The following is a 20,679-nucleotide window of genomic DNA, read 5'->3' on the forward strand; positions in this document are numbered from 1 at the left end:
CGTGCTCGAGGAGGCTCTCGAGCACCTCGTTAAGGGCATCGTCGAACATCCAGACGATGTCCGGGTCCGCGCACGCCGCATTCGCAGCGGGCGCGTCCTGGAGGTCCGGGTGCACCCCGAGGACCTGGGCAAGGTCATCGGACGCGGCGGGCGCACCGCCAAGGCGCTGCGCACCGTTGTGAACGCCCTGGCCGACGGGAAGTACGTACGGGTCGATCTACTCGATCTGCACGAAACAGTCCGTTAGCGTCAGGTTTCTGCGCCCTCATCGGCTTTGCCGGCCGATGGGGGCGCTTGCGTTAGGAGTTCATGTTGCAGCTGGTCGTCGGCCGGATAGGCCGTCCGCATGGGGTACGCGGTGAAGTGACCGTCGAGGTGCTCACCGACGATCCCGAGCTGCGCTTCGCCGTGGGCGCGTCGATCACGACGGATCCCGGCGACAGGGGGCCGCTTGTCATCGAGGGCCGCCGCTGGCACAAGGACATCCTGCTGCTGGCGCTCGAGGGCGTTCACGACCGCGACGCGGCGGAGGAGTTGCGGGGCACCATGCTGGTCATCGACTCGGCCGACGTGGCGCCGTCGGACGACCCCGACGAGTTCCACGATCACGAGCTCATCGGCCTGGCGGTGGAGACAGCCTCGGGTGAGCCCGTGGGCGAGGTCGCCGACGTCCTGCACCACGGCCAGGATCTCCTGGTGGTGCGGAGGAGCGGGGCGGAGGAGGCGCTCATCCCGTTCGTCAAGGCCCTGGTGCCTGAGGTCGACCTGGAGGCGGGCCGGCTGGTCGTCGATCCGCCAGAGGGCCTGCTGTGATGCGGCTCGACGTCATCACGATTTTCCCGGAGTACTTCGCGCCGCTCGACGTCTCGCTGATCGGCAAAGCCCGTGAGCGCGGGACGCTCGACGTACGCGTACACCAGCTCCGGGACTGGGCCCACGACGTGCACAAGACCGTGGACGACACCCCCTACGGCGGGGGGCCCGGCATGGTCATGAAGCCCGAGGTTTGGGGCGAGGCCATCGACTCCCTGATCGGGGACGGCACGCCGCGGATGATCGTGCCGACGCCGAGCGGGCGGCCGTTCACGCAGGAGCTGGCTCAGGAGCTGGCGGGGGAGCCGTGGCTGCTGTTCGCGTGCGGGCGGTACGAGGGCATCGACTCGCGCGTCATCGCCGAGTACGGCTCGCGGCTGCGCGTGGACGAGGTCAGCATCGGCGACTACGTGCTGGCCGGTGGCGAGGTGGCGGTGCTGGTCATGGTCGAGGCCCTCGGCAGGCTGCTGCCCGGCGTGCTCGGCAACGCCCAGTCGGTCGTGGACGACTCTTTCGCGCCCGGTTCCATGAGGAATCTGGTGGAAGGTCCCGTCTACACGAAGCCGCCTGTCTGGCGGGGGCATGAGGTGCCTGATGTGCTCCTGTCCGGGCATCACGGGAAAATCGCCAGATGGCGTCGGGATCAGGCGCTACGCCGTACCGTTCTGAACAGGCCAGAGCTGGCGGCGGCGCTCGACCCCGACACGCTCGACAAGCACGACAGAAAGCTCCTCGATGAGCTCTCGTTTCGCGTCGGGCCAGAAGATATGGCAAACTGAATCGCTGCCAACCGTCATTTGGTTGGTCTGTCATGCCCGGGAAACGGTCCCGGGTTCACCACATCAGCAGGCGCGTCCGCCGCGAGCCACGGCCGGGTGGACCTCCGCGTGCTTACGAGGACTTGAGGACAGCTCTCATGCACACGAAGATCCAGGAGCTCGAGAAGGCGACCCTGCGCAGCGACGTGCCGGGTTTCCGCCCCGGTGACACGCTCGAGGTTCACGTACGAGTCGTCGAAGGCAACCGCTCCCGTGTCCAGGTCTTCAAGGGCTTCGTGCTGCGCAGGCAGGGCAGCGGCGCCCGCGAGACCTTCACGGTCCGCAAGGTCAGCTACGGCGTCGGCGTCGAGCGCACCTTCCCCGTGCACAGCCCGGTCATCGAGAAGATCGTGCTCCTGACCCGCGGTGACGTGCGTCGCGCCAAGCTCTACTACATGCGTGACCTCCGCGGTAAGGCTGCCCGCATTCGCGAGAAGCGCGAGACCACGGCCGCGAAGTAACCTGGTCTTTCCCGATGGCCCGCGCCTTCCGCGGGCCATTCGGCTTTACAGGCCGTTTCCTTTATGCGGAGCGACTCGTGCATGGGTGTAACGTCGGTCGAGGCTTGTCGAGCCGACGCATCATCTAGGCTCGTCAGCGATGACTAGCGAGAGCCAGGAGCACGGCGCTGCGCGCCGCCCTGTCGAGGACGAGGTGGACGTGGTCGCCGAAGAGACTCAGAAGCCGGCAGCAGACGGGAAAAAGGAGAAGAAGGGGTCGTTCTGGAAAGAGCTCCCCGTTCTTGTCGTCGTCGCACTGGTGCTGGCCCTGATCATCAAGACGTTTGTGGTCCAGGCCTTCTACATTCCGTCGGAGTCGATGGAAAACACCCTGCTGAAAAACGACAGGGTCCTGGTCAACAAGATCGTCTACCACACGCGTGACATCGAGCGCGGCGACGTGGTGGTTTTCTCGGGCGTCGACTCCTGGGACGGTGAGTTCCAGATGGAGGAGCCGTCCAACCCTGTGGCGGGGTTCTTCCGGTGGGTCGGCACGGCATTCGGCCTCGTGCCCGGCGAGAAGGACTACATCAAGCGGGTCATCGGCGTCGGGGGCGACCACGTCAAGTGCTGCGACTCCAAGGGACGCATCACGGTCAACGGCACGGCCATCGACGAAGAGAGCTATCTCTATCCGGGCAACGTGCCGTCCGACAGGTTCTTCGACATCACGGTGCCGGATGGGCGGCTGTGGGTGATGGGCGACCACCGGTCGGTCTCGCTCGACTCCCGCTCCCACACCGGTGATGCCGGTGGCGGCTCCATCCCCGTAAGTCAGGTTGTCGGGCGCGCCTTCGTGATCGTCTGGCCGTTCAACCGGGCGACCTCGATCGACATCCCCGACACGTTCGCGCAGCCCGCGCTCCAGGCGCTCGGCGACTCCGTGCCGCTGGTCGCCGGGTTCGGGCTGGCCGTACCCTTGGTCCTGGTTCGTCGCCGCCGGCGCGGTAGGAGGCGTTGATGGCCGTCACCAAGAAGGCGGAGGGCGTGGGGAAAGAGAAGAAGAAGGGCGGTTTTCGCGAGACCGTCCTGCTGCTGGTCCTGGGCGTGGGCATCGCGCTGTTGCTGCAGGCGTTCGTGGTCGGCTCGTTCTACATCCCGTCCGTGTCGATGGAGAACACTCTGCTGATCAACGACCGGGTCTTCGTCAACAAGCTCGCGGGCAAGCCCGAGCGCGGCGACATAGTGGTGTTCAAGGGCTGGACCAGCGGCGAGGACACCATCAAGCGGGTCATCGGCGTCGGTGGCGACAAGGTGGTGTGCTGCGACTCCAAGAAGCGCATCACCGTCAACGGCACGCCGCTGGACGAGGCGTCTTATCTCTACCCCGGTGATTACCCTTCCGGCGACAAGTTCGACGTCACCGTGCCTGCCGGGAAACTCTGGCTGATGGGCGACCACCGCAGCGCCTCGGCCGACTCGCGCGCCCACATGGAGGAGCCCGGAAGCGGGTTCATCTCGGAGAACGACGTGATCGGCAAGGCCGTGGTGCGTTACTGGCCGCTGTCGCGGGGCTATCTCTTCTCGCGTCCCGACACTTTCGACAAGGTCAAGTAGCGGTCGCTTTCGGTCGCGGTTGGCGGCGTATGGGGCGTACGCTGCCTCTGTCATGACAGTTGCGTTCCGCCCTCGACCGAGCGTCGTCCGGCGCGATTCCGGACTCTACGCCTATGAGCGGGCGCTCGCCCGCCGCGGCCTCACCCCCGTCGCGGGCGTCGACGAGGCCGGCCGCGGCGCCTGTGCGGGGCCCCTCGTCGTCGCGGCCGTGATCCTGCGCAGGCAGATCGACGGCCTCGGCGACTCCAAGCTGCTGAGCCCGGCGGTGCGCGAACGCCTCTACGACCAGATCGTGCGCGTCTCCCACGTCGGTCTCGTGATCATCCCGCCGGGGGAGATCGACGCTAAAGGTCTTCACAAGTGCAACGTTTCAGGAATGCGACGAGCTGTCGCACAGTTGCCTTGTGACCCGGAGTACATCTTGACGGACGGCTTCCCGGTGCCGGGGCTGCCGGCGCCGTCGCTGGCCGTGTGGAAGGGGGACCAGGTGGCCGCTTGCGTGGCGGCCGCGTCGATCGTGGCCAAGGTGACTCGAGACCGTCTCATGGTCGCGCTCGACGGGCGTTACCCGCAGTACGGCTTCGCGGAGCACAAAGGGTATGTCACACCAGGACACCGGCTGGCGCTGGAAACGCACGGCCCGTGTCCTGATCACCGTTACTCCTTCGTCACGGTGGCGAGGGAGATGGGTGAAAATGAAATGGGGGCCGGGGTTGCCTGACCAGGCGAACCGGGGGACCGGTACGACAGGAGGACCGCGATGAGCGCAGAGGATCTCGAAAAGTACGAAACCGAGATGGAGCTGCAGCTTTACCGCGAATACCGGGATGTCGTCGGTTTGTTCACATACGTGGTGGAGACTGAGCGGCGGTTCTATCTGACCAACTCGGTCGATCTCGACGTCCGTACCGCGGAGAACGGCGACGTCTTCTTCGACGTGAAGATGCAGGACGCCTGGGTGTGGGACATGTATCGGCCGGCCCGGTTCGTGAAGAACGTGCGGGTGGTCACGTTTAAGGATGTGAACGTGGAGGAGCTGGCCAAGGCGGACCTGGAGATGCCCAAGGAGGGATTCTCGGGGTAACGGCCCAGGTGCCGGGGCTCCTCGGAATTCTCCGCCCTGGGGAGCGTGACCTTCATGTGCCCCTTGCCTTCTGCTCGTGGGCGCTGGTTCGTTCACGCGCACCCGATGTTATCGGGCGCCCATTCTCCCTCTGAGCATCAGCCTTTCGGTGAGCACCGGCACCTCTTGGGCACCCGCCCATCGCTGCGCACCGGCCCCTCTGGGCACCGGGCTCTCGACGGGCACTCTGCCTCTGGGCACTCGTTCCGCGTCGAGCAGCGGCCGTCCTGGGCTCTCGACGGGCACTCTGCCTCTGGGCACTCGTTCCGCGTCGAGCAGCGGCCGTCCTGGGCTCTCGACGGGCAGTCTGCCCCTGGTCACCGGCCCCGCGCCGAGCACCAGCCCCTCGAGCATCCCTTGCCCTCTTCAGCCCTTCACCCTCTATGGGCGCCGGCCCTTTCGCATGCTCAGGACCTCGCGTGCGCGCCGGAGGCGCCGTCATGAGCTTCCGCCGTCAACTCCGGCACCCGGTTTCACCGGGCCGGGCCCCGCGCCGTACCAAGCCAGCGGCACGCATTGCATTCCCGAGCTCCTACGCCGCGAACCGCATGCCCGAGCCCCTCTACGCCGCGATCCGCATGCCCGAGGCCTGTAGGCGGCGCACCACGTTCTAGAGCTACGAGCCAGCGAGCCGGCGCTCGCACGCCGCTCTGCCGCGTCGGCGCCCACATTCGCAAGAGCTGGCGCCCCACGAGCCCGCACCATGACTGAGCCCCCTGTGACTTGGCGCAAGTCCTCTGGCTCTCGACACATCATCCACAACCAACCGGTAACCAAGGCCCTTCATCCCCAGAACACCGTTCGGCCCCTCCTCCACCACCCCTCATCCGCGAAGGTCGTGCCGGATCACGAGCGGACCGACGGAGGTGGCACATGGCCGCGAAGCAGGACCTAGAGCTCGGCAAACAAGGCGAACAGGTAGCCGTGACATACCTGGAGGCCAAAGGGATGAAAATAATCGACCGTAACTGGCGCTGCCGCCACGGCGAGATCGACATCATCGCCGAAGACGGCCCCAACCTGGTCGTCGTCGAGGTCAAAACCCGATCCGGCAGATCCCACGGCACAGCCCTGGAGTCCGTGAGCCCGGCCAAGCTGGCCCGGCTTCGGATGCTCGCGGCCAAATGGCTGGCCACGCAGCCGCGCACGTTCGACGCCGTACGGGTGGATGTGATCGCCCTTGAGCGCTTCGCCGGCGATTTCGCCCTGACCCACGTACGGGGGGCGATCTAGATGGCCGTGGCCCGCACCCGCAGCGTTGCCGTGATCGGAGTCACGGGCCGCACCGTCGAGGTCGAGGCCGACGTGGGCAACGGCCTCGCAGGCATCCACCTCATCGGCCTCCCCGACACAGCGCTCAGCGAAGCCCGCGACCGGGTCAGATCCGCCACTGTCAACAGCAGCTACCCCTGGCCCGACGCCCGCATCATCGTCAGCCTCTTCCCGGCCAGCCTCCCCAAACGAGGGTCCCAGTTCGATCTGGCCGTAGCAGTGGCCATCCTGAGCGCCGCCGGAGTGATCCCCGCCGAACGCATCGCGGAGCTGTTCTTCCTGGGCGAGCTCGGCCTCGACGGCCGTATACGCCCCGTACGCGGCGTGCTGCCCTCAATCCTCGGCGCGGCCAAACATGGGGACGTCACGGTCGTCGTCCCCTCCGCGAACTCAGCCGAGGCGGGCCTGGTGCCCAACGTGAAGGTGATCCCGGTGGCGCACCTGCGCCAGCTCGTGGAATGGCTGCGCAAGGGCGAAGACACGCCGGAGCCTCGGGTTGAGGAGTTCGCGGAGCCGTCCAGGTGCGCCACCGACCCGACAGTGGACCTGGCGGACGTGGTGGGCCAGCCGGTCGCCCGGCGGGCGCTTGAGGTGTGTGCGGCAGGCGGCCACAACCTCTGGATGCTCGGCCCACCAGGCACCGGCAAGACCATGCTGGCCGAGCGCCTGCCCACCCTCCTGCCGGACCTGGAGCTCGACCACGCCCTGGAGGTCACGGCCATCCACTCGGTCGCGGGCGTCCTGCCACCCAACGCACCCATGATGAGCAGACCCCCGTTCGTCGCCCCGCACCACACGGCGACGTCGGCGGCGATCATCGGTGGCGGGAGCGCGATCGTGCGCCCAGGGGCGGTCTCCCTTGCCCACAGGGGTGTCCTCTTCCTGGACGAGGCCCCGGAGTTCCCACGCCACGTCCTCGACGCGCTGCGGCAGCCGCTGGAGTCCGGCCGTGTGACGGTCTCCAGATCGGCGGGCTCGGTCACGTTCCCGGCGAGGTTCATGCTGGTGCTGGCCGCCAACCCCTGCCCCTGCGCCCAGGCTGAAGACCAGGGCGAGACCTGTAGGTGCACCCCAACGATCAGGCGCCGCTACCTGGGCCGGCTCTCCGGCCCGCTCCTCGACCGTATCGACATGAAGGTCACCGTGGTCCGCTCGTCCAGACGCGAACTCCTGGCTGACCGCCAGTTCGTGGAGACGAGCAAGACAGTGGCCGAACGCGTGCTCGTGGCCCGCGAACGAGCCGCCAAACGCCTGACCGGCACCCCTTGGCGTACGAACGCCGAGATCCCCTCGTCTCTCCTCCATTCCGACTACCGCCCATCCAACGAGGCCATGAAGCCCATGACGTCCTGCCTGGACTCAGGCACCCTCACCGCCCGCGGCCTGGACCGTGTCGTACGCGTCGCCTGGACTCTCGCCGACCTGGCCGACAAGGACGCCCCGGAGCAGGACGAAACCAACGCCGCCCTCGGCTTCTGGCTCGGGGTGCAGCCGTGATGCCAACGCCCCCTCCCTCGCCAACAATCAAGCCCCGGCGCCTGGTGCAACCCTTGCGGGGGCTCGAGTTTCGGCTCCTGCTCCAGCCCCGGCGTCGTGCCCAGTGGTGCTTGACGCGCGGCCGGGCTGTGCTCGGCGCTGCTTCGCGCACCGCCCAGGATCGCGCTCGGTCCTGGATCGCGGCGTCGGGTTGGACCTTCACCCCCAGCACACATCGCGCGGTCTCACAGGTTCCGAGTCCCCGGCAGCTGGTCCAGCTGGCGTCACGGCCCACACCACCTCTAGCAGCCCTGCATCCCTATAGGAGGCCTCATGTCCGCCCCGCCCTCAGAAGCACACGCGCATCCCGCGCCTTCACCAGCCGCTGCCCCTGGTACGACTTCGACTGAGGCCCTGCCCAGCCCAGCACCGGACGGCAGCGTGACAGGGGTCCTTGCGGAAGGAGCCGTTGCCGGCGGCTCCCCAGAAGCCACCTCGGCCCGGGGCAGCGCCGGCACCACTGACAGCACCGTCACCCCTAGAGACGCTTCCACCAGCATCTCCATTGACGCGTCCACCTCCACCAGCTCCGCCACCGGCATCACGTCCGCCGTCGGCGCAGACACCAGCACCGCTTCCGCCTCCGCCACTGCCACCGGCATGGACATGGGCATGGGTATCGGCGTGGGCACCGCCACCCCCACCGGCACCGCCACCCCCACCGGCACCGCCACCCCCACCGGCATGGGCACCCCCACCGGCATGGGCACCCCCACCGGCATGGGCACCCCCAACGGCACCGCCACCCCCACAGGTATGGGCATCGGCGTGGACACCGCTACTGCCGCTGGCGTTGGCATAGGCGCGGACCCCGCCATGCGGACCCAACCCCAGTCCGCACAGGCCAAACCCCACCCCGCACAGACCCGACCCGAGATCCAGACCCAACGAGAGCGCCAGCGCCAGAGCCAGACCCGGTCTCAGTCTCAGGCTCAGACCGAGACCGAGACCCACACCGAGGCCCAGACCCAGAGACGGACCGAGGCCCAGACCCAGAGCCAGACCGAGAGCCAGTCCCAGATCGAGGCTGAGGCCAGAGCCGCTCTCATGAGGGCCGCCGACGTCGGGGACCCGATCATGGGTCGCCTGGTAATGCAGTACGGCGCTCCAACTGCAGTGGAGGCGATTCGCGCACGCGCCCTGCCGCCCGAGTTCGCAACCCAAGAGGCCGAGCGAGCCCGGGAAGCCCAGCAAGGCCGCGCCCCCGACCTGGTTGCCCGCCTGAATGCCTGGCACGCCCGCTTGGTGGCCGCCAACCCGGCAGCGGACCTCGAAGCCGGTGAGAAATCCGGAGCCAGATTGATCATTCCCGGCAGCCCCGAATGGCCCACCCAACTAGACCAGCTGGGCGCCGGCCGTCCCCTTGGCCTGTGGCTCCACGGTACGGCCGACCTCCGCTTCTCCTGCCTCAAATCCGTGGCGGTGGTCGGGGCCAGAGCCGCCACGTCGTACGGCACCCACATCGCTGCCGAGTTCGGCGTCGGCCTCAGCGAATCAGGCTGGACCGTGGTGTCCGGAGGCGCCTACGGCGTGGACGGCGCGGCCCACCGAGGCGCCCTGGCCGGCGACTCGCCGACGGTGGTCGTCCTCGCCTGCGGCGTGGACGTCTGCTACCCGGCGGGCCACGACACGTTGTTCGCCGCCGCCAGAGGCCAGGGCGTTGTGGTCAGCGAGTGCCCGCCCGGCGTCCACCCCACCCGAGCCCGTTTCCTGATCAGGAACCGCCTGATAGCCGCCCTGTCGAGGGGCACGGTAGTGGTGGAAGCAGCCCTGCGCAGCGGCGCTCTCAACACAGTTGCCCACGCCCTGTCCCTCAACAGGCACCTGGGCGCAGTCCCCGGCCCGATCACGTCGAACATGTCAGCGGGCTGCCACAAACTCCTCCGCGAACGCAAAGCCGTATGCGTCACCTCACCGGAGGAAATGATCGACCTCGTTGGCGTGATAGGCGACGACCTGGCCTCTCAGACCCGGGCCCCGGCGGTCCCCAGAGACAAACTCAACGAGACCACCCGTAAGGTCCTGGACGCGATCCCCTCCCGAGGCGGTGCAGGCCCAGCATCCATTGCGGTCGCCGCAGGCGTAAGCCTGGACACCGCCTTGAGCGCTCTTGGCGGCCTAGCAGCCGCAGGCTACATAGAACGAACCACGAACGGCTGGCGCCTGCACAAGCAAACGGCCTCCTACCGCAAAGCCCCAGACTCCGCGATCCTTGAACCGCCACCTACGCCAGAGCCCGACCCAACCGACGACCCCCCATTTCCGGACGACGATTTCCGCCCCTAAATACGGCCGGTCTTAGCTGGGGGGTGCCGTTGAGGCCAAGCAAGGAACGTCCGCATCCGAGAAGGACGTCTGGGTGGGTCCGAAGGACTTCGGGCTGGCTAGGGCATGGGCGCGCCCGGCCAGACGAGGGATGACCAGCCGGGTCCCGGGGGCTCTCGTCTCGTTCGCGGGGTGGTGTTCGGCGGGGGGCGGAGGGGCGATGGCTGGCCGGCTCTGAGGGTTTCCGCCCGTACGAGGGTTGTGTTCGGCGGGGTCCGAGAGGACGCCTGGCTGGTTTTGAGGGTTTCGGCTCGTTCGAGGGGTGTGTTCGGCGGGGTCCGGAGGGGCGATGGCTGGCCGGCTCTGAGGGTTTCCGCCCGTACGAGGGTTGTGTTCGGCGGGGTCCGAGAGGACGCCTGGCTGGTTTTGAGGGTTTCGGCTCGTTCGAGGGGTGGTGTCCGGCGGGGGGCGGAGGGGCGACGCCTGGCCGACCCTGAGGGTTTCCGCCCGTACGAGGGGTGGTTCGGCCAAGTCCGGGAGCTTGGCCTGACGGGCGGCGGCTTGGGTCCCAGCTGGTGGCGGTGGGTGGCGGCTTGGGGCCCCTTGAGGTGGCGGTGAGCGGCGATGTGGGGTCTCTCGCGGCGGCGGCCGGCGATTTGGGAGTCCCTTGAGGTGGCGGCGGGCAGCGGTGTGGCGGTCCTTGGGGTGGGGTTCTGTGAGGTGGTGGTGCCGGTGGCACGTGAGGTGGCGGCGATTCGAAGTCACTGCGCGCGTCGGGCACTTCGTTGGTAAGGGTGCGAGGGTGTTTCTTGTGAGAAGGCAGTCAGCTGACGGGGCTGTCGTCAGGAGCGGTGGTGAGAGAGCTGTGGGTGGGAATCTCGGGTGCGGAGGGAGATATCGGTTTGGGGATGAATCCGAATGTTGGGTGGGACGAAGTGGTGGCGGAGTTTGGTCGGCATCTGCGGTTTGAGAGGGATCTTTCGCCGCATACGGTGCGGGCGTACCTGGCTGACGTGAACTCGCTGCTTGATCACGTGGATGGGCGGCTCGAGGGGCTTGACATCGGGGTGCTGCGAGAGTGGCTGGCTGAGCAGCACCGCGCGGGGAAGGCTCGGGCCACTTTGGCGCGGCGGACCGCCTGCGTTCGTACCTTTACCGCTTACTGCCATCGCCGCGGTTGGCTGGCCGCGGATCCCGGATTGCTGCTGGGAAGCGCCAAGGCGACACGGCCGCTGCCTTCCGTGCTCGATCAGGAGCAGGCGCAGGCGGTCCTGGAGGTGCCTTCGACTGTGGAGCCCAAGGAACTGCGGGATCAGGCCATCCTCGAGCTGCTGTACGCCACTGGTGTGCGGGTGAGTGAGCTGTGTGCGCTGGATGTCGATGATGTCGATCGGGATCGGCGCGTCGTCAGGGTGCTGGGCAAGGGGCGTAAGGAACGATCTGTGCCGTTTGGGCTGCCTGCTCTCCGGGCGGTGGACAGGTGGTGCATTCACGGGCGGCCGTTGTGGGTGCGGGCTCGGTCAGGTGCTGCTCTCTTCCTTGGGGTACGGGGTGGGCGCATCGATGCGGGGACCGTTCGGCGAGTGGTGCATGCGCGGCTGGCTCAGGTGGACGGGGTGCCGGACATGGGGCCGCATGGGTTGCGGCACAGCGCGGCGACTCACTTGCTCGAGGGCGGTGCGGATCTGCGAAGTGTGCAGGAATTGCTCGGGCACGCGTCACTGAACACCACGCAGATCTACACGCATGTCTCGATTGAGCGTTTGAGGGCGGCGTATCGGCAGGCGCATCCGAGGGCCTGATGGCTGGGACTCGCGCAGACGTCGCACCGTTACCGCGGTTGGGGAGGTCCGGGGTGGTGACTGGGCGCGCCGCTGATCGATCTTCGAGTTCGCTGTTGGCTCTCTTCAGTCCCTTCTTGGTGCTGGTCGACCTCGTTGGCTCGCGTTTTGGTATTGGTGCACTCCTTCCAGGTAAGGCCGGCCGTCTCTAGGGGCGGAAGTGGTTGTCCTGGCATTGGGCTTTGGGTTGATGGCCTTGCTCGCTGGTGAGTCCTCCTCCGCTCATTGCGAGGGCGGGTGGCGGTGTTTTCGGGGCCTTCTTCTGTGGCGGTGCCTGCGGTGTTGGCCTCCTCTCTGCGTGTGCTGAGCTGTTCGGGTACGTCGGTGGCGGCGTAGGGCTGTGATCAGGAGGGCTATCCCGAGCAGTGCGCCCAGAGCGATGGCGGGTGTCGCGGGAGTGGAGGCTGAGCGGGGCAGGAAACCGAGGTTCGTGGTCTGAGGGGCGGGTCTCTGTCGCTGCCTCGAGGCGGTCGGCGTGGTGGCGTTCGAGGTCGTCAGGGGTGGTTGCTGTGGGACTGGCAGGCCGTCGTGAGGGAGTGGTGGTTGTGGGTTTGGCAGATAGTGATGAGGGGGTGGTGGTGGTGCGTTTCCGGCGGTGTTCGCGGTCAGGGTTGGCCTTGCTGGGGTCAGGGCGAGGGCTGTGGGATGTCCTGGGGGTAGAGGGCGGGGAGCGGTTGGGGATCTTGATTGTTGCTGGCTGAGGGGCGGCGTGCTCTCGCTGCCGGCCGCCGGCTGCCCGAGAGTGTCCGCGTCTACCGGCCCGAAGTCGTTCTGATTCATGGGCCAGAAGGGGAGGAGGCGGATGGGGGCGTGACCCAGGAGCAGGAGGGGATCGAGGTAGTGGGTGCCGCGTCGGAGGAGGCCCCAATGCAGACAGGACTCCTGGCAGTGACCTGTCGAGGCTTCTAGGACGCCAAGTCTGGATCCTGAGGTGACGGGTTGGCCTCGGCGTACCGACGCTTTGACAGGGAGGTACGTCGTCCGGAGGCCGCCCTCGTGCTCGACGGTGATCACCCCCCTTCCGGCTACGGGGCCGGCGAAGCGAACCGTGCCCGGTCCCGCCGCCAGGACCGGGGTGGCTGCGGGGGCGGCCAGGTCGAGGCCGCGGTGTCCGGCGAGCCATGGCTCGGGTGGTGGGGTGAAGCGGCGCAGGATGCGGGGGTGCCCGTCCAACGGCCAGCGCCAGGTGGGTGGAGAGGCCCTTGCCGGGAGAGCCGGGAAGAAGATCATCGCGGCGGCGAAGAGCAGGGTTAGTGCTGTCAGGGCTTCTCTGGTCGGCTTGAGGCGACGGTGGACGGGCAGCTCGGGGTGGGAGCGTTGGTCTGGCTGTCTTGTTCTGCGGGGGTGGACTTCCTGCCTTGTCGCCCGGGGGCGGAGGAGGCGCGGGTGGTTGTCCGGGGTGGATGCGTGTGTGTCGCGCTCCGCGGGGTGGTGGGGCCGGCCATGGGCATTTGGAGGCACGGGGGTGGCTGAGGGGTGGCGGGTCGGTGATGGTGACAGGTGGGGTGTTGGGGTGGGGTTTCGGCGGGAGTTCATGGCGCGAGTGTGGTTGGTCGCGCCGGGGTGGCGGGAAGGCGAACGGGATTCTGTGGATGGAGCGAAGCCGCAGTTGATGGGCTGTGGATAACTCGACGGGTGATGGCTTGGGCGGGGTGAAGCGCTGCGATGATTGGGCTGCCGGACGCTGGGTCGTACAGGTCGGTGACGGTTGTGACAGTGACCTTGGGCGGCTGCGGCAGGGCGGTTGGTGTGGTCAGAGGATTGAACGGCGCTTGGAAGTGATCCAGGAATCCACGTCTTGAGGCGACGTAGGGTCAGTGCCCGGTGTTGTTGTGGGCGCGGGGCGTCGGAGGTGCGGGCGTAGGGGAGACGTCCAGATCCAGATGGCGCTCAGGGCTATGCCTGCCGCGCAGATGAGGATCACCGGGCGTAGCCCGAGGAAATCGGCCAGGACGCCTCCAGCTATGCCGCCGAGAGCCAGGACGCCCTGCACGGCGAAGGTCATGGTGGCGTTCACTCGGCCGCGGAGCTCTGGGGTGGTTTCGCGGAGGGCGATGGCGCCCATGCAGGTGGCGAAGGCTACGACGATGCCGCCGGTGATCGTTCCGGCTAGCGCGAGCAGTGAGAGTTTCCACCACAGAGGGCCGGTCAGCAGTCCTACCGCGAGGATTTCGATGGGGAAGAAGAGCACCGAGAAGAGCATGATGCGGTTCTCGCCGTAACGCTTGGACAGACGAGCCGTGACCCAGGCACCCACCAGGCCGCCGATGCCGCTCAAGGCGATGAGGACGCCTATCAGGGCCTTGGGGATGTTCAGTGTGTTGACCATGTAGAGCATGTAGACGGCTGTGTACGCCATCGCGAAGAAGTTGATCGTGACGCCTGCGCCCAGGAGGGCGCGGAGGACGGGGTGGGTGACGCTGGTCCGGAGTCCTTCCATGACGTCGCGCCACATGCCTCGGGAGGTTGCCGGCTCGTTCTTCTCCGGGGTCCGGATGGCGCGGAGTAAGAGGGCCGAGGTCAGGAAGGACAGCGCCTCAGCGAGTACGGCCAGCGGGGCCGTGAGGAGTTGCACCAAGAGACCCGCCAGGCTGGGCCCGCTGACCGAGGCCACCGAGTAGGAGGCATGGAAGCCGGCCATCGCCTCGGTTCGCTGGGAGGGCGCGACCACTGCTGCGACATGGGGGAAGTTCGCCGCTTTGAAGAGCACTCCGGCCGAGCCGATCACCAGGGCAACAGTGATCAACCAGCCGACGTTGAGGAGGCCGAGAAGCCAGGCGACGGGGACCGTGGCGGCGGCCGCGCACGATACGAGCTCGCAGACGATCATCAGCGGGCGGTGCCGGGTGAGCCTGTCAGCGATGGCACCTGACTGGAGGCCGAACAGGAGAGCGGGCACCGAGGCCGCGGCCGTCAGCAGTCCCATCTGGGAGGGGGAGGCGGTCAGCAGGGTCACCGCGGTCAGGGGGATGGCCAGCTTGGACACCTCTGAGCCGGTGACCGAGATGGTGCGGGCCGTCCAGAGGAGGCGGTAGTCGCGCTGCTTTCTGAGCGGGGGTGGTTCGGTCGAGCCTGTGTCGCTTACGTCGCTTCCGTCCCTTATGTAGCTTCCGTCCGCGTCGGGGTTGTGATCGTTCGAGCTGCGGTCATGGGCGGTCGGGTTGTGGCCGGGGTGATGGAGCTGGGTGGTGAGCTCGTGGTCCGGTTCGCAGTGGTGTGTCTCGACGGCGTGCTCTGGGTTGCCGGCGTGGGTGGCGAGGCTGTGCTGGGGGATGCGAGGGGGTGTGCCGGAGTTGTGAAGGGAACGCTTCATAACTGTGAAGATAATCCTTCATGATTATGAAAGCAATGCTTCAGATCTCGGAGCGGGGTAATCTTGGCCGCATGAGTGAGGGGCTCAGTGATCCCAAGGCGATGCGGGCGCTGGCCCACCCGGCGCGTCTGATGATCCTCAACCGGCTGGGCGTCGAGGGGAGCGCTACCGCCACCGAAGTGGCCGAGATTGCGGGGATCACGCCCAGCGCCGCCAGCTACCACCTGCGCATGCTGGCCAAATACGGGTTCGTTGAGGACGCGCCGCCGCGAGGGGACGGTAGGGAGCGGCTGTGGAAGACCGCGAACGCGCAGCTCAGCGTCGCGTCCTTGCCCGGCGATCAACCGGATGTGCGGGATGCCAAGGTGTCGTTGATGCTGGCGCTCCGCCGGGATGCCAACGAAGAGGCGGATCGCGCGCTGGCCCAGGTCGAAAGGGATTCCGCCGAGTGGCGGGATGCCACCCGGTTCAGCCGTACGCGGATCAGGGTCGACGCCGAAGAGATGGCCCGGCTCAACGAGTCGATCGAGAAGCTGATCGCGCCGTACCTCGCTCGCCACCGTGATGAGAAGGACGCGCCGAGCGGGGCCAGGGTCGCCGAAGTGCAGGTCAACCTCTTTCCCGTGCCGAAGAGGCCCGTGCAGGGGCTCCCTACTGAGGATCACGACTCGGCGCGCTGAGCTGATTGTCCCGCTGCTCGCTGGATCCGTCGGTCGGACGGCTGACCGCGTTTGGTGGGATGGGGGCCGTCGAGCGTGGCGCCGGAGTAGGCCTTTCGGGTCCGCTCCCCGCCTTTGGTGTCGGGGGTGAGGGTGTGTCTTGCGCGTCGGCTGTTCGGGTCCGCTCCCCGACTTCAGGGGGTGGGTTGAGGGTGTGTCGAGTGCGTTCCGGGCTGGTGTCTGGGTTGGCCCCCCGGCTTCGGCGTTGGCGGGGTGAAGGTGCGTTGAACGTGCCGGTCGTTTGGGTTCTCTCGACTTCAGGGGAGGTGAGTGAAGGTGCGTCGGGTGCGTCGGCCACTCCCTGACTTCCGGGGTGGCGGGGGGATGAAGGTGTGTCGAGCGCGTCGGCCGTTTGGGTTCGCTCTCGACTTCAGGGGAGGTGGGTGCGTTGGGCGTGTCGGCCGCCCCCTGACTTCAGGGGTGGGGGCTTGAGGGGTGTCGAGTGCGGTCCCGGAGTTGGTTTAGGGTCGCCCCCGGGGGGTCGGTGTGCTCTTCGTCGAGTACGCCGAGGGGCAGGCGAAGCCCCCATGGGCGGCTTGCGCGGTGGCGTGCGGCTCTTGGCGCGATGCCTGGGTAATCGTGATGGCGCCGGTGTGGTGGCAGAGGGGTGAGAGGTGGCTGTTTGACGGCTGACGGTCAGGCTGGGCTGGTGTGGGAGGTAGACTTTTCGGTGGCCTGTGACCACAGGCCGACTTCGCATGCCTCATCGCGGACCGCGCCATCGGTCCGGGCCACGTGCCCGGCTGGCGAGGTTTCGGGGCATCAGGGCGGCAGACTATGCGCTGTCGCGGCACAACCGAGAACCGCGCCCTTCCGCAGGGCGCCAAGACCTGGAGGACCAGCACATGGCCCCCGTCGTCACCATGCGACAGCTGCTCGAGAGCGGCGTTCACTTCGGTCACCAGACCCGGCGCTGGAACCCGAAGATGAAGCGGTTCATCTTCACCGAGCGCAACGGCATCTACATCATCGACCTGCAGAAGTCGCTCTCGTACATCGACCGCGCCTACGACTTCGTCAAGGAGACGGTCGCCCACGGCGGCACCATTCTGTTCATCGGCACCAAGAAGCAGGCTCAGGAGGCCATCTCCGAGCAGGCCGCCCGGGTCGGCATGCCGTACGTCAACCAGCGTTGGCTGGGTGGCATGCTCACCAACTTCTCCACCGTGCACAAGAGGCTTCAGCGGCTGAAGGAGCTCGAGGAGCTCGACTTCGACAACGTCGCGGGCTCGGGGCTCACCAAGAAGGAGCTCCTCATGCGGCGCCGCGAGAAGGACAAGCTCGAGCGCACGCTGGGCGGCATCCGTGACATGGGCCGCGTGCCCAGCGCGGTGTGGGTGGTCGACACCAAGAAGGAGCACATCGCGATCAGCGAGGCCAAGAAGCTTGGCATCCCTGTCGTCGCGATCCTCGACACCAACTGCGACCCCGACGAGGTCGACTACCCGATCCCGGGCAACGACGACGCCATCCGCGCCGTCGGCCTGCTGACCAGGGTCGTCGCCGACGGTGTCGCGGCCGGCCTGATGGCCCGCTCCGGTGCCGCTCGCGGTGACGAGAAGCCGGCCGCCGCCGAGCCGCTGGCCGAGTGGGAGCGCGAGCTCATCGAGCAGGGCACCGGCGAGGCTCAGGCCGAGGCGGAAGCGCCCGCTCCCGCGGCGGAGGCGGCTCCTGAGGCTCCTGAGGCCACGGCTGAGGCTGCTCCTGAGGGCGTCGCTGCTCCCGAGGCCGCCGCTGCCGAGGGCGACGCCGAGCAGCAGGCCTGACGCCGAGGTCCCGGTCCGCAGGCACCCGGGTACGGGCCCGTGCCGGCCAGGTGGGGTGAGTGTCCACGCCTGGTAGGGCGCGGGTCTCGGATCCGGTGTACAGCACGGCAAGGGGTCTCCCTGACTCGGCGGATGTCGGGCAAGGGACGGCTCCGACTGCCAGGCAAGGGGCCACGGTCCTGCTAGGCGGACACTCGCCGGGCGAGGGCCGTGGTCCTGCTGAGTGGAGGCTCGCCGGGCGAAGGCCCGTGCTGCTGGGCCTGGATCGGGCGCGCTGGCCGGGACGGGTCGGGCTGCTGGGCTCAGATTGGGCCTGGTGGTTCCGGTCGGGTTGGACCTGCTGGGCTCGGACTGAGAGCGTTGGTCCTGGTCGGGCAGCTGGGCCTGGATCGGGGCACAGCGGTCCGGCTTCGGGTCGAGCCGCTGACCTGGATCGGGCTGCTGGGCCGGGTGGCGTTGGTGCTAGGCGCTGTCGGTCCAGGATGGTAAGGCAGGGTGAGGCTGGGCAGTATGCCAGGCGAGCCGGCCCCAGGAGCAAGACCAAGGCTGACGCAAGACAAAGGCTTCCGTACGGCAAGCGCCTGCCGTACCTGACACAGGGTGGGCGAACGGACTCCGGTGCCCACCCGATCCACGATGACGACGAAATCCCACAAGGAAAAGCAATGGCTTCCGTGAACATGGCCGATGTCAAGCGGCTTCGCGAGATCACCGCTGCCGGCATGATGGACTGCAAGAAGGCGCTGGAAGAGGCCGAGGGCGACTTCGACCGCGCGATCGAGCTGCTGCGCCTCAAGGGCGCCAAGGACGTGGGCAAGCGCGAGCAGCGCACCGCCTCCAACGGCCTCGTCGCGCTCAAGCAGGAGGACGACTCCACGGCCGCGCTGCTCGAGCTCAACTGCGAGACGGACTTCGTGGCCAAGGGCGAGCGCTTCCAGGAGCTCGCCGGCCAGGTGGTCGCGCACATCCTCGAGACCAAGCCCGCCGACGTGGCGACGCTGCTCGAGTCGTCCTTCGACGGCAAGACCGTCAAGGAGCACCTCGACGTCGCCAACGCCGCGCTCGGTGAGAAGATCGAGATCCGCCGGTTCGCGGTGCTCGAGGGCGGCTACATCGGTGCTTACATGCACAAGACCGACCCGGCGCTGCCCCCGGCGGTCGGCGTGCTGGTCCAGCTCGACAAGCCGAACTCCGAGGTCGCCAAGGACATCGCGCAGCACGCCGCCGCGATGGCCCCGCAGTACCTCAAGCCCGCCGCCGTGCCCGCCGAGGTCGTCGACAAGGAGCGCAAGCTCTTCGAGGAGATGACCCGCGAGGAGGGCAAGCCGGAGGCCGCCATCGGCAAGATCGTCGAGGGCCGCGTGAACGGCTGGTACAAGGACTTCACGCTCCTCCAGCAGGCCTTCGTCAAGGACAACAAGAAGAGCGTGGGCAAGTACGCCGAGGAGAACGGCGTCGAGGTGCAAGCCTTTGTCCGCTTCAAGGTCGGTCAGGCTTAGGCTTAGTCAAGCCCACCAGCCAGGGCGAGCAGTCAGCCGGGCAGAGCCCATCAGCTGAGGCAAGCCATCGGCGCAGGCAAGTGACGAAGCCACCAGCTCTACCGACCCACCGAACGAAGGAGGCCGCCGCCGTGCAGGACCACCGGGAGCCAGCCCACGAATCCACACGGACGGCGGCTTCCCCATCTCAAATCCCGAACAGCCCGCTGAGGTGGAAGCGGGTGATGCTGAAGCTGTCAGGAGAGGCGTTCGCCGGGAGCGAGCCGCTGGGCATCGATCCGGTGGTAGTCGATCATCTGGCCGACTCGGTCACCGAGGCGGTCAAGGAGGGCGTGCAGGTCGCGGTCGTGGTCGGCGGGGGCAACATGTTCCGCGGCGCCACCCTGTCGCAAGGAGGCATAGACCGCGCCAGAGCCGACTACATGGGCATGCTCGGCACGGTCATCAACTGCCTCGCCCTCCAGGACTTCCTCGAACGGCGGGGCGTCGAGACGCGCGTGCAGACCGCCATCACGATGCAGCAGGTGGCCGAGCCGTTCCTGCCGCGCCGCGCGATCAGGCACCTCGAGAAGGGCCGCGTGGTCATCTTCGGCGCCGGGCTCGGCTCGCCGTTCTTCTCCACCGACACCGCGGCGTCCCAGCGAGCCCTGGAGATCGGCGCCGAGGCGCTGCTCAAGGGGACGCAGGTGGACGGGATCTACGACTCCGATCCACGGAAGAATCCAGACGCGGTCAGGTTCGACCATCTTGACTACGGCGAGGTGCTGCTCCGCGACCTCGCGGTCATGGACGCCACCGCGATCAGCCTGTGCAAGGACAACGATCTGCCGATCGTGGTCTTCGACCTCATGGGCGAGGGCAACATCCTGCGAGCGGTACGCGGTGAGAAAATCGGCACGCTGGTGAGTCCCACAGGCAAATGAGGGAGCGAGCCCGACACCGCCAGCTAGAAGACAGGGAGCCGCTGTGATCGACGAAACCCTCCTCGAAGCCGAGGAAAAAATGGACAAGGCCGTCTCGGTCGCGAAGGAGGACTTCGCGACGATCCGTACGGGCCGCGTCACCCCCTCGATGTTCAACAAGATCAACGCTGAGTACTACGGCACGCCGACGCCCATCCAGCAGCTGGCGTCGTTCCATGTGCCGGAGGCGCGCATGGTCCTCATCCAGCCTTACGACAAGAGCTCGATGGGCGCCATCGAAAAGGCCATCCGCGACTCCGACCTCGGCGTCAATCCCACCGACGACGGTCAGGTGATCCGCGTGACGTTCCCGGAGTTGTCCGAGGAGCGGCGCAAGGAGTACATCAAGGTCGCCAGGAACAAGGGCGAGCACGCCAAGGTGTCGGTACGCAACATCCGCCGCTCCGCCAAGGAGATCCTCGACAAGATGATCAAGGATGGCGAGGCGGGGGAGGACGAGGTCAGGCGGGCCGAGAAGGAGCTCGACGACCTCACCCAGAAGCACGTCGCGAAGATCGATGAGCTGCTCAAGCACAAGGAAGCCGAGCTGCTCGAAGTCTGAGCGGCACGCCGCAGGGTGGACCGCGTGGAGCGGGCCGCCGCGGGTGGCAGTCCTGCGCCTACGGCGGGTCGTGTTCAGCGGGCTGCCGCGGGTGGCAGTTTGTGCACCTATGGTGGGCCGCGTTCTGTGGGCC

Annotated in this window: 20 protein-coding genes; 17 read left to right on the forward strand and 3 right to left on the reverse strand. The window is 67.5% G+C overall.

Translation table 11 applies throughout. The features are described from left to right. Nucleotide 1 precedes the first annotated feature (1 nt). The 8 genes from ACQPWU_RS11495 to ACQPWU_RS11530 all read left to right on the forward strand — a co-directional run bounded on the left by ACQPWU_RS11495 (nt 2) and on the right by ACQPWU_RS11530 (nt 4,772). Nucleotides 2-247 carry an RNA-binding protein gene (locus ACQPWU_RS11495; protein WP_113699978.1) on the forward strand — a complete coding sequence of 82 codons (246 nt, stop codon included), beginning with the start codon at nt 2-4 and terminating at the stop codon, nt 245-247. 65 nt (nt 248-312) lie between these two features. Beyond that, complete coding sequence (gene rimM / locus ACQPWU_RS11500; protein WP_433445188.1) at nt 313-813, forward strand: ribosome maturation factor RimM; 501 nt, start codon at nt 313-315, stop codon at nt 811-813. Next, nucleotides 813-1,592: a tRNA (guanosine(37)-N1)-methyltransferase TrmD gene (gene trmD, locus ACQPWU_RS11505; RefSeq protein ID WP_433438974.1), complete on the forward strand. Its 780-nt coding sequence runs from the start codon at nt 813-815 to the stop codon at nt 1,590-1,592. Before rimM ends, trmD begins: the two co-directional genes overlap by 1 nt. Nucleotides 1,593-1,729: 137 nt before the next feature. Then, entirely contained in the window at nt 1,730-2,092 is a 363-nt protein-coding gene (gene rplS / locus ACQPWU_RS11510; protein WP_360693937.1) for a 50S ribosomal protein L19, read from the forward strand. 139 nt (nt 2,093-2,231) lie between these two features. Further along, nucleotides 2,232-3,092: a signal peptidase I gene (gene lepB / locus ACQPWU_RS11515; RefSeq protein ID WP_433438977.1), complete on the forward strand. Its 861-nt coding sequence runs from the start codon at nt 2,232-2,234 to the stop codon at nt 3,090-3,092. Further along, entirely contained in the window at nt 3,092-3,688 is a 597-nt protein-coding gene (gene lepB / locus ACQPWU_RS11520) for a signal peptidase I (RefSeq protein WP_360693942.1), read from the forward strand. The genes lepB (ACQPWU_RS11515) and lepB (ACQPWU_RS11520) overlap by 1 nt, the downstream gene beginning before the upstream one ends. 52 nt (nt 3,689-3,740) lie before the next feature. Continuing rightward, nucleotides 3,741-4,409, forward strand: a complete 669-nt coding sequence (locus ACQPWU_RS11525) for a ribonuclease HII (RefSeq protein WP_433438979.1) — start codon at nt 3,741-3,743, stop codon at nt 4,407-4,409. 39 nt (nt 4,410-4,448) lie between these two features. Next, nucleotides 4,449-4,772, forward strand: coding sequence for a DUF2469 domain-containing protein (locus tag ACQPWU_RS11530; RefSeq protein ID WP_026215037.1), 324 nt, complete (start codon nt 4,449-4,451; stop codon nt 4,770-4,772). 108 nt (nt 4,773-4,880) lie between these two features. On the opposite strand, the gene ACQPWU_RS11535 is transcribed toward ACQPWU_RS11530, so the two are convergent. Further along, entirely contained in the window at nt 4,881-5,165 is a 285-nt protein-coding gene (locus tag ACQPWU_RS11535; RefSeq protein WP_433438982.1) for a hypothetical protein, read from the reverse strand. A 519-nt stretch (nt 5,166-5,684) separates the two neighbouring features. On the opposite strand from ACQPWU_RS11535, the gene ACQPWU_RS11540 reads away from it, so the two are divergent. The 4 genes from ACQPWU_RS11540 to ACQPWU_RS11555 all read left to right on the forward strand — a co-directional run bounded on the left by ACQPWU_RS11540 (nt 5,685) and on the right by ACQPWU_RS11555 (nt 11,686). Then, nucleotides 5,685-6,044, forward strand: a complete 360-nt coding sequence (locus tag ACQPWU_RS11540) for a YraN family protein (protein ID WP_433438985.1) — start codon at nt 5,685-5,687, stop codon at nt 6,042-6,044. After that, the gene (locus tag ACQPWU_RS11545) at nt 6,045-7,580 is read left to right on the forward strand and encodes a YifB family Mg chelatase-like AAA ATPase (protein WP_433438988.1); all 1,536 of its coding nucleotides are present in this window, start codon (nt 6,045-6,047) and stop codon (nt 7,578-7,580) included. Between the two features lie 420 nt (nt 7,581-8,000). Continuing rightward, a complete protein-coding gene (gene dprA / locus ACQPWU_RS11550) occupies nt 8,001-9,905 on the forward strand; it encodes a DNA-processing protein DprA (protein ID WP_433438990.1) in 1,905 nt (634 codons plus the stop codon). A 914-nt stretch (nt 9,906-10,819) separates the two neighbouring features. Further along, the gene (locus ACQPWU_RS11555) at nt 10,820-11,686 is read left to right on the forward strand and encodes a tyrosine recombinase XerC (protein ID WP_433445190.1); all 867 of its coding nucleotides are present in this window, start codon (nt 10,820-10,822) and stop codon (nt 11,684-11,686) included. 261 nt (nt 11,687-11,947) lie between these two features. Here the strand turns inward: ACQPWU_RS11555 and ACQPWU_RS11560 are convergent, their stop codons facing one another. Together ACQPWU_RS11560 and ACQPWU_RS11565 are read right to left on the reverse strand one after the other, a co-directional pair. Beyond that, nucleotides 11,948-13,261: a peptidoglycan DD-metalloendopeptidase family protein gene (locus tag ACQPWU_RS11560; RefSeq protein WP_433438993.1), complete on the reverse strand. Its 1,314-nt coding sequence runs from the start codon at nt 13,259-13,261 to the stop codon at nt 11,948-11,950. 217 nt (nt 13,262-13,478) lie between these two features. Further along, complete coding sequence (locus ACQPWU_RS11565; protein ID WP_433438996.1) at nt 13,479-15,038, reverse strand: MFS transporter; 1,560 nt, start codon at nt 15,036-15,038, stop codon at nt 13,479-13,481. Between the two features lie 71 nt (nt 15,039-15,109). On the opposite strand from ACQPWU_RS11565, the gene ACQPWU_RS11570 reads away from it, so the two are divergent. From ACQPWU_RS11570 to frr, 5 genes are all read left to right on the forward strand, one after another. Next, nucleotides 15,110-15,718 carry an ArsR/SmtB family transcription factor gene (locus ACQPWU_RS11570; RefSeq protein ID WP_433438999.1) on the forward strand — a complete coding sequence of 203 codons (609 nt, stop codon included), beginning with the start codon at nt 15,110-15,112 and terminating at the stop codon, nt 15,716-15,718. Between the two features lie 884 nt (nt 15,719-16,602). Further along, nucleotides 16,603-17,523 carry a 30S ribosomal protein S2 gene (gene rpsB, locus ACQPWU_RS11575; protein WP_433439001.1) on the forward strand — a complete coding sequence of 307 codons (921 nt, stop codon included), beginning with the start codon at nt 16,603-16,605 and terminating at the stop codon, nt 17,521-17,523. Between the two features lie 665 nt (nt 17,524-18,188). Then, nucleotides 18,189-19,022 carry a translation elongation factor Ts gene (tsf, locus tag ACQPWU_RS11580; RefSeq protein ID WP_433439003.1) on the forward strand — a complete coding sequence of 278 codons (834 nt, stop codon included), beginning with the start codon at nt 18,189-18,191 and terminating at the stop codon, nt 19,020-19,022. 224 nt (nt 19,023-19,246) lie between these two features. After that, nucleotides 19,247-19,945, forward strand: coding sequence for a UMP kinase (pyrH, locus tag ACQPWU_RS11585; RefSeq protein ID WP_360693998.1), 699 nt, complete (start codon nt 19,247-19,249; stop codon nt 19,943-19,945). Nucleotides 19,946-19,988: 43 nt separating this feature from the next. Continuing rightward, nucleotides 19,989-20,546, forward strand: coding sequence for a ribosome recycling factor (gene frr / locus ACQPWU_RS11590; RefSeq protein WP_360693974.1), 558 nt, complete (start codon nt 19,989-19,991; stop codon nt 20,544-20,546). The last annotated feature ends 133 nt before the right edge of the window (nt 20,547-20,679 follow it).

It is taken from the genome of Nonomuraea sp. CA-141351 (assembly GCF_050944675.1).
In the GTDB taxonomy this organism is placed as follows: Bacteria; Actinomycetota; Actinomycetes; order Streptosporangiales; family Streptosporangiaceae; genus Nonomuraea.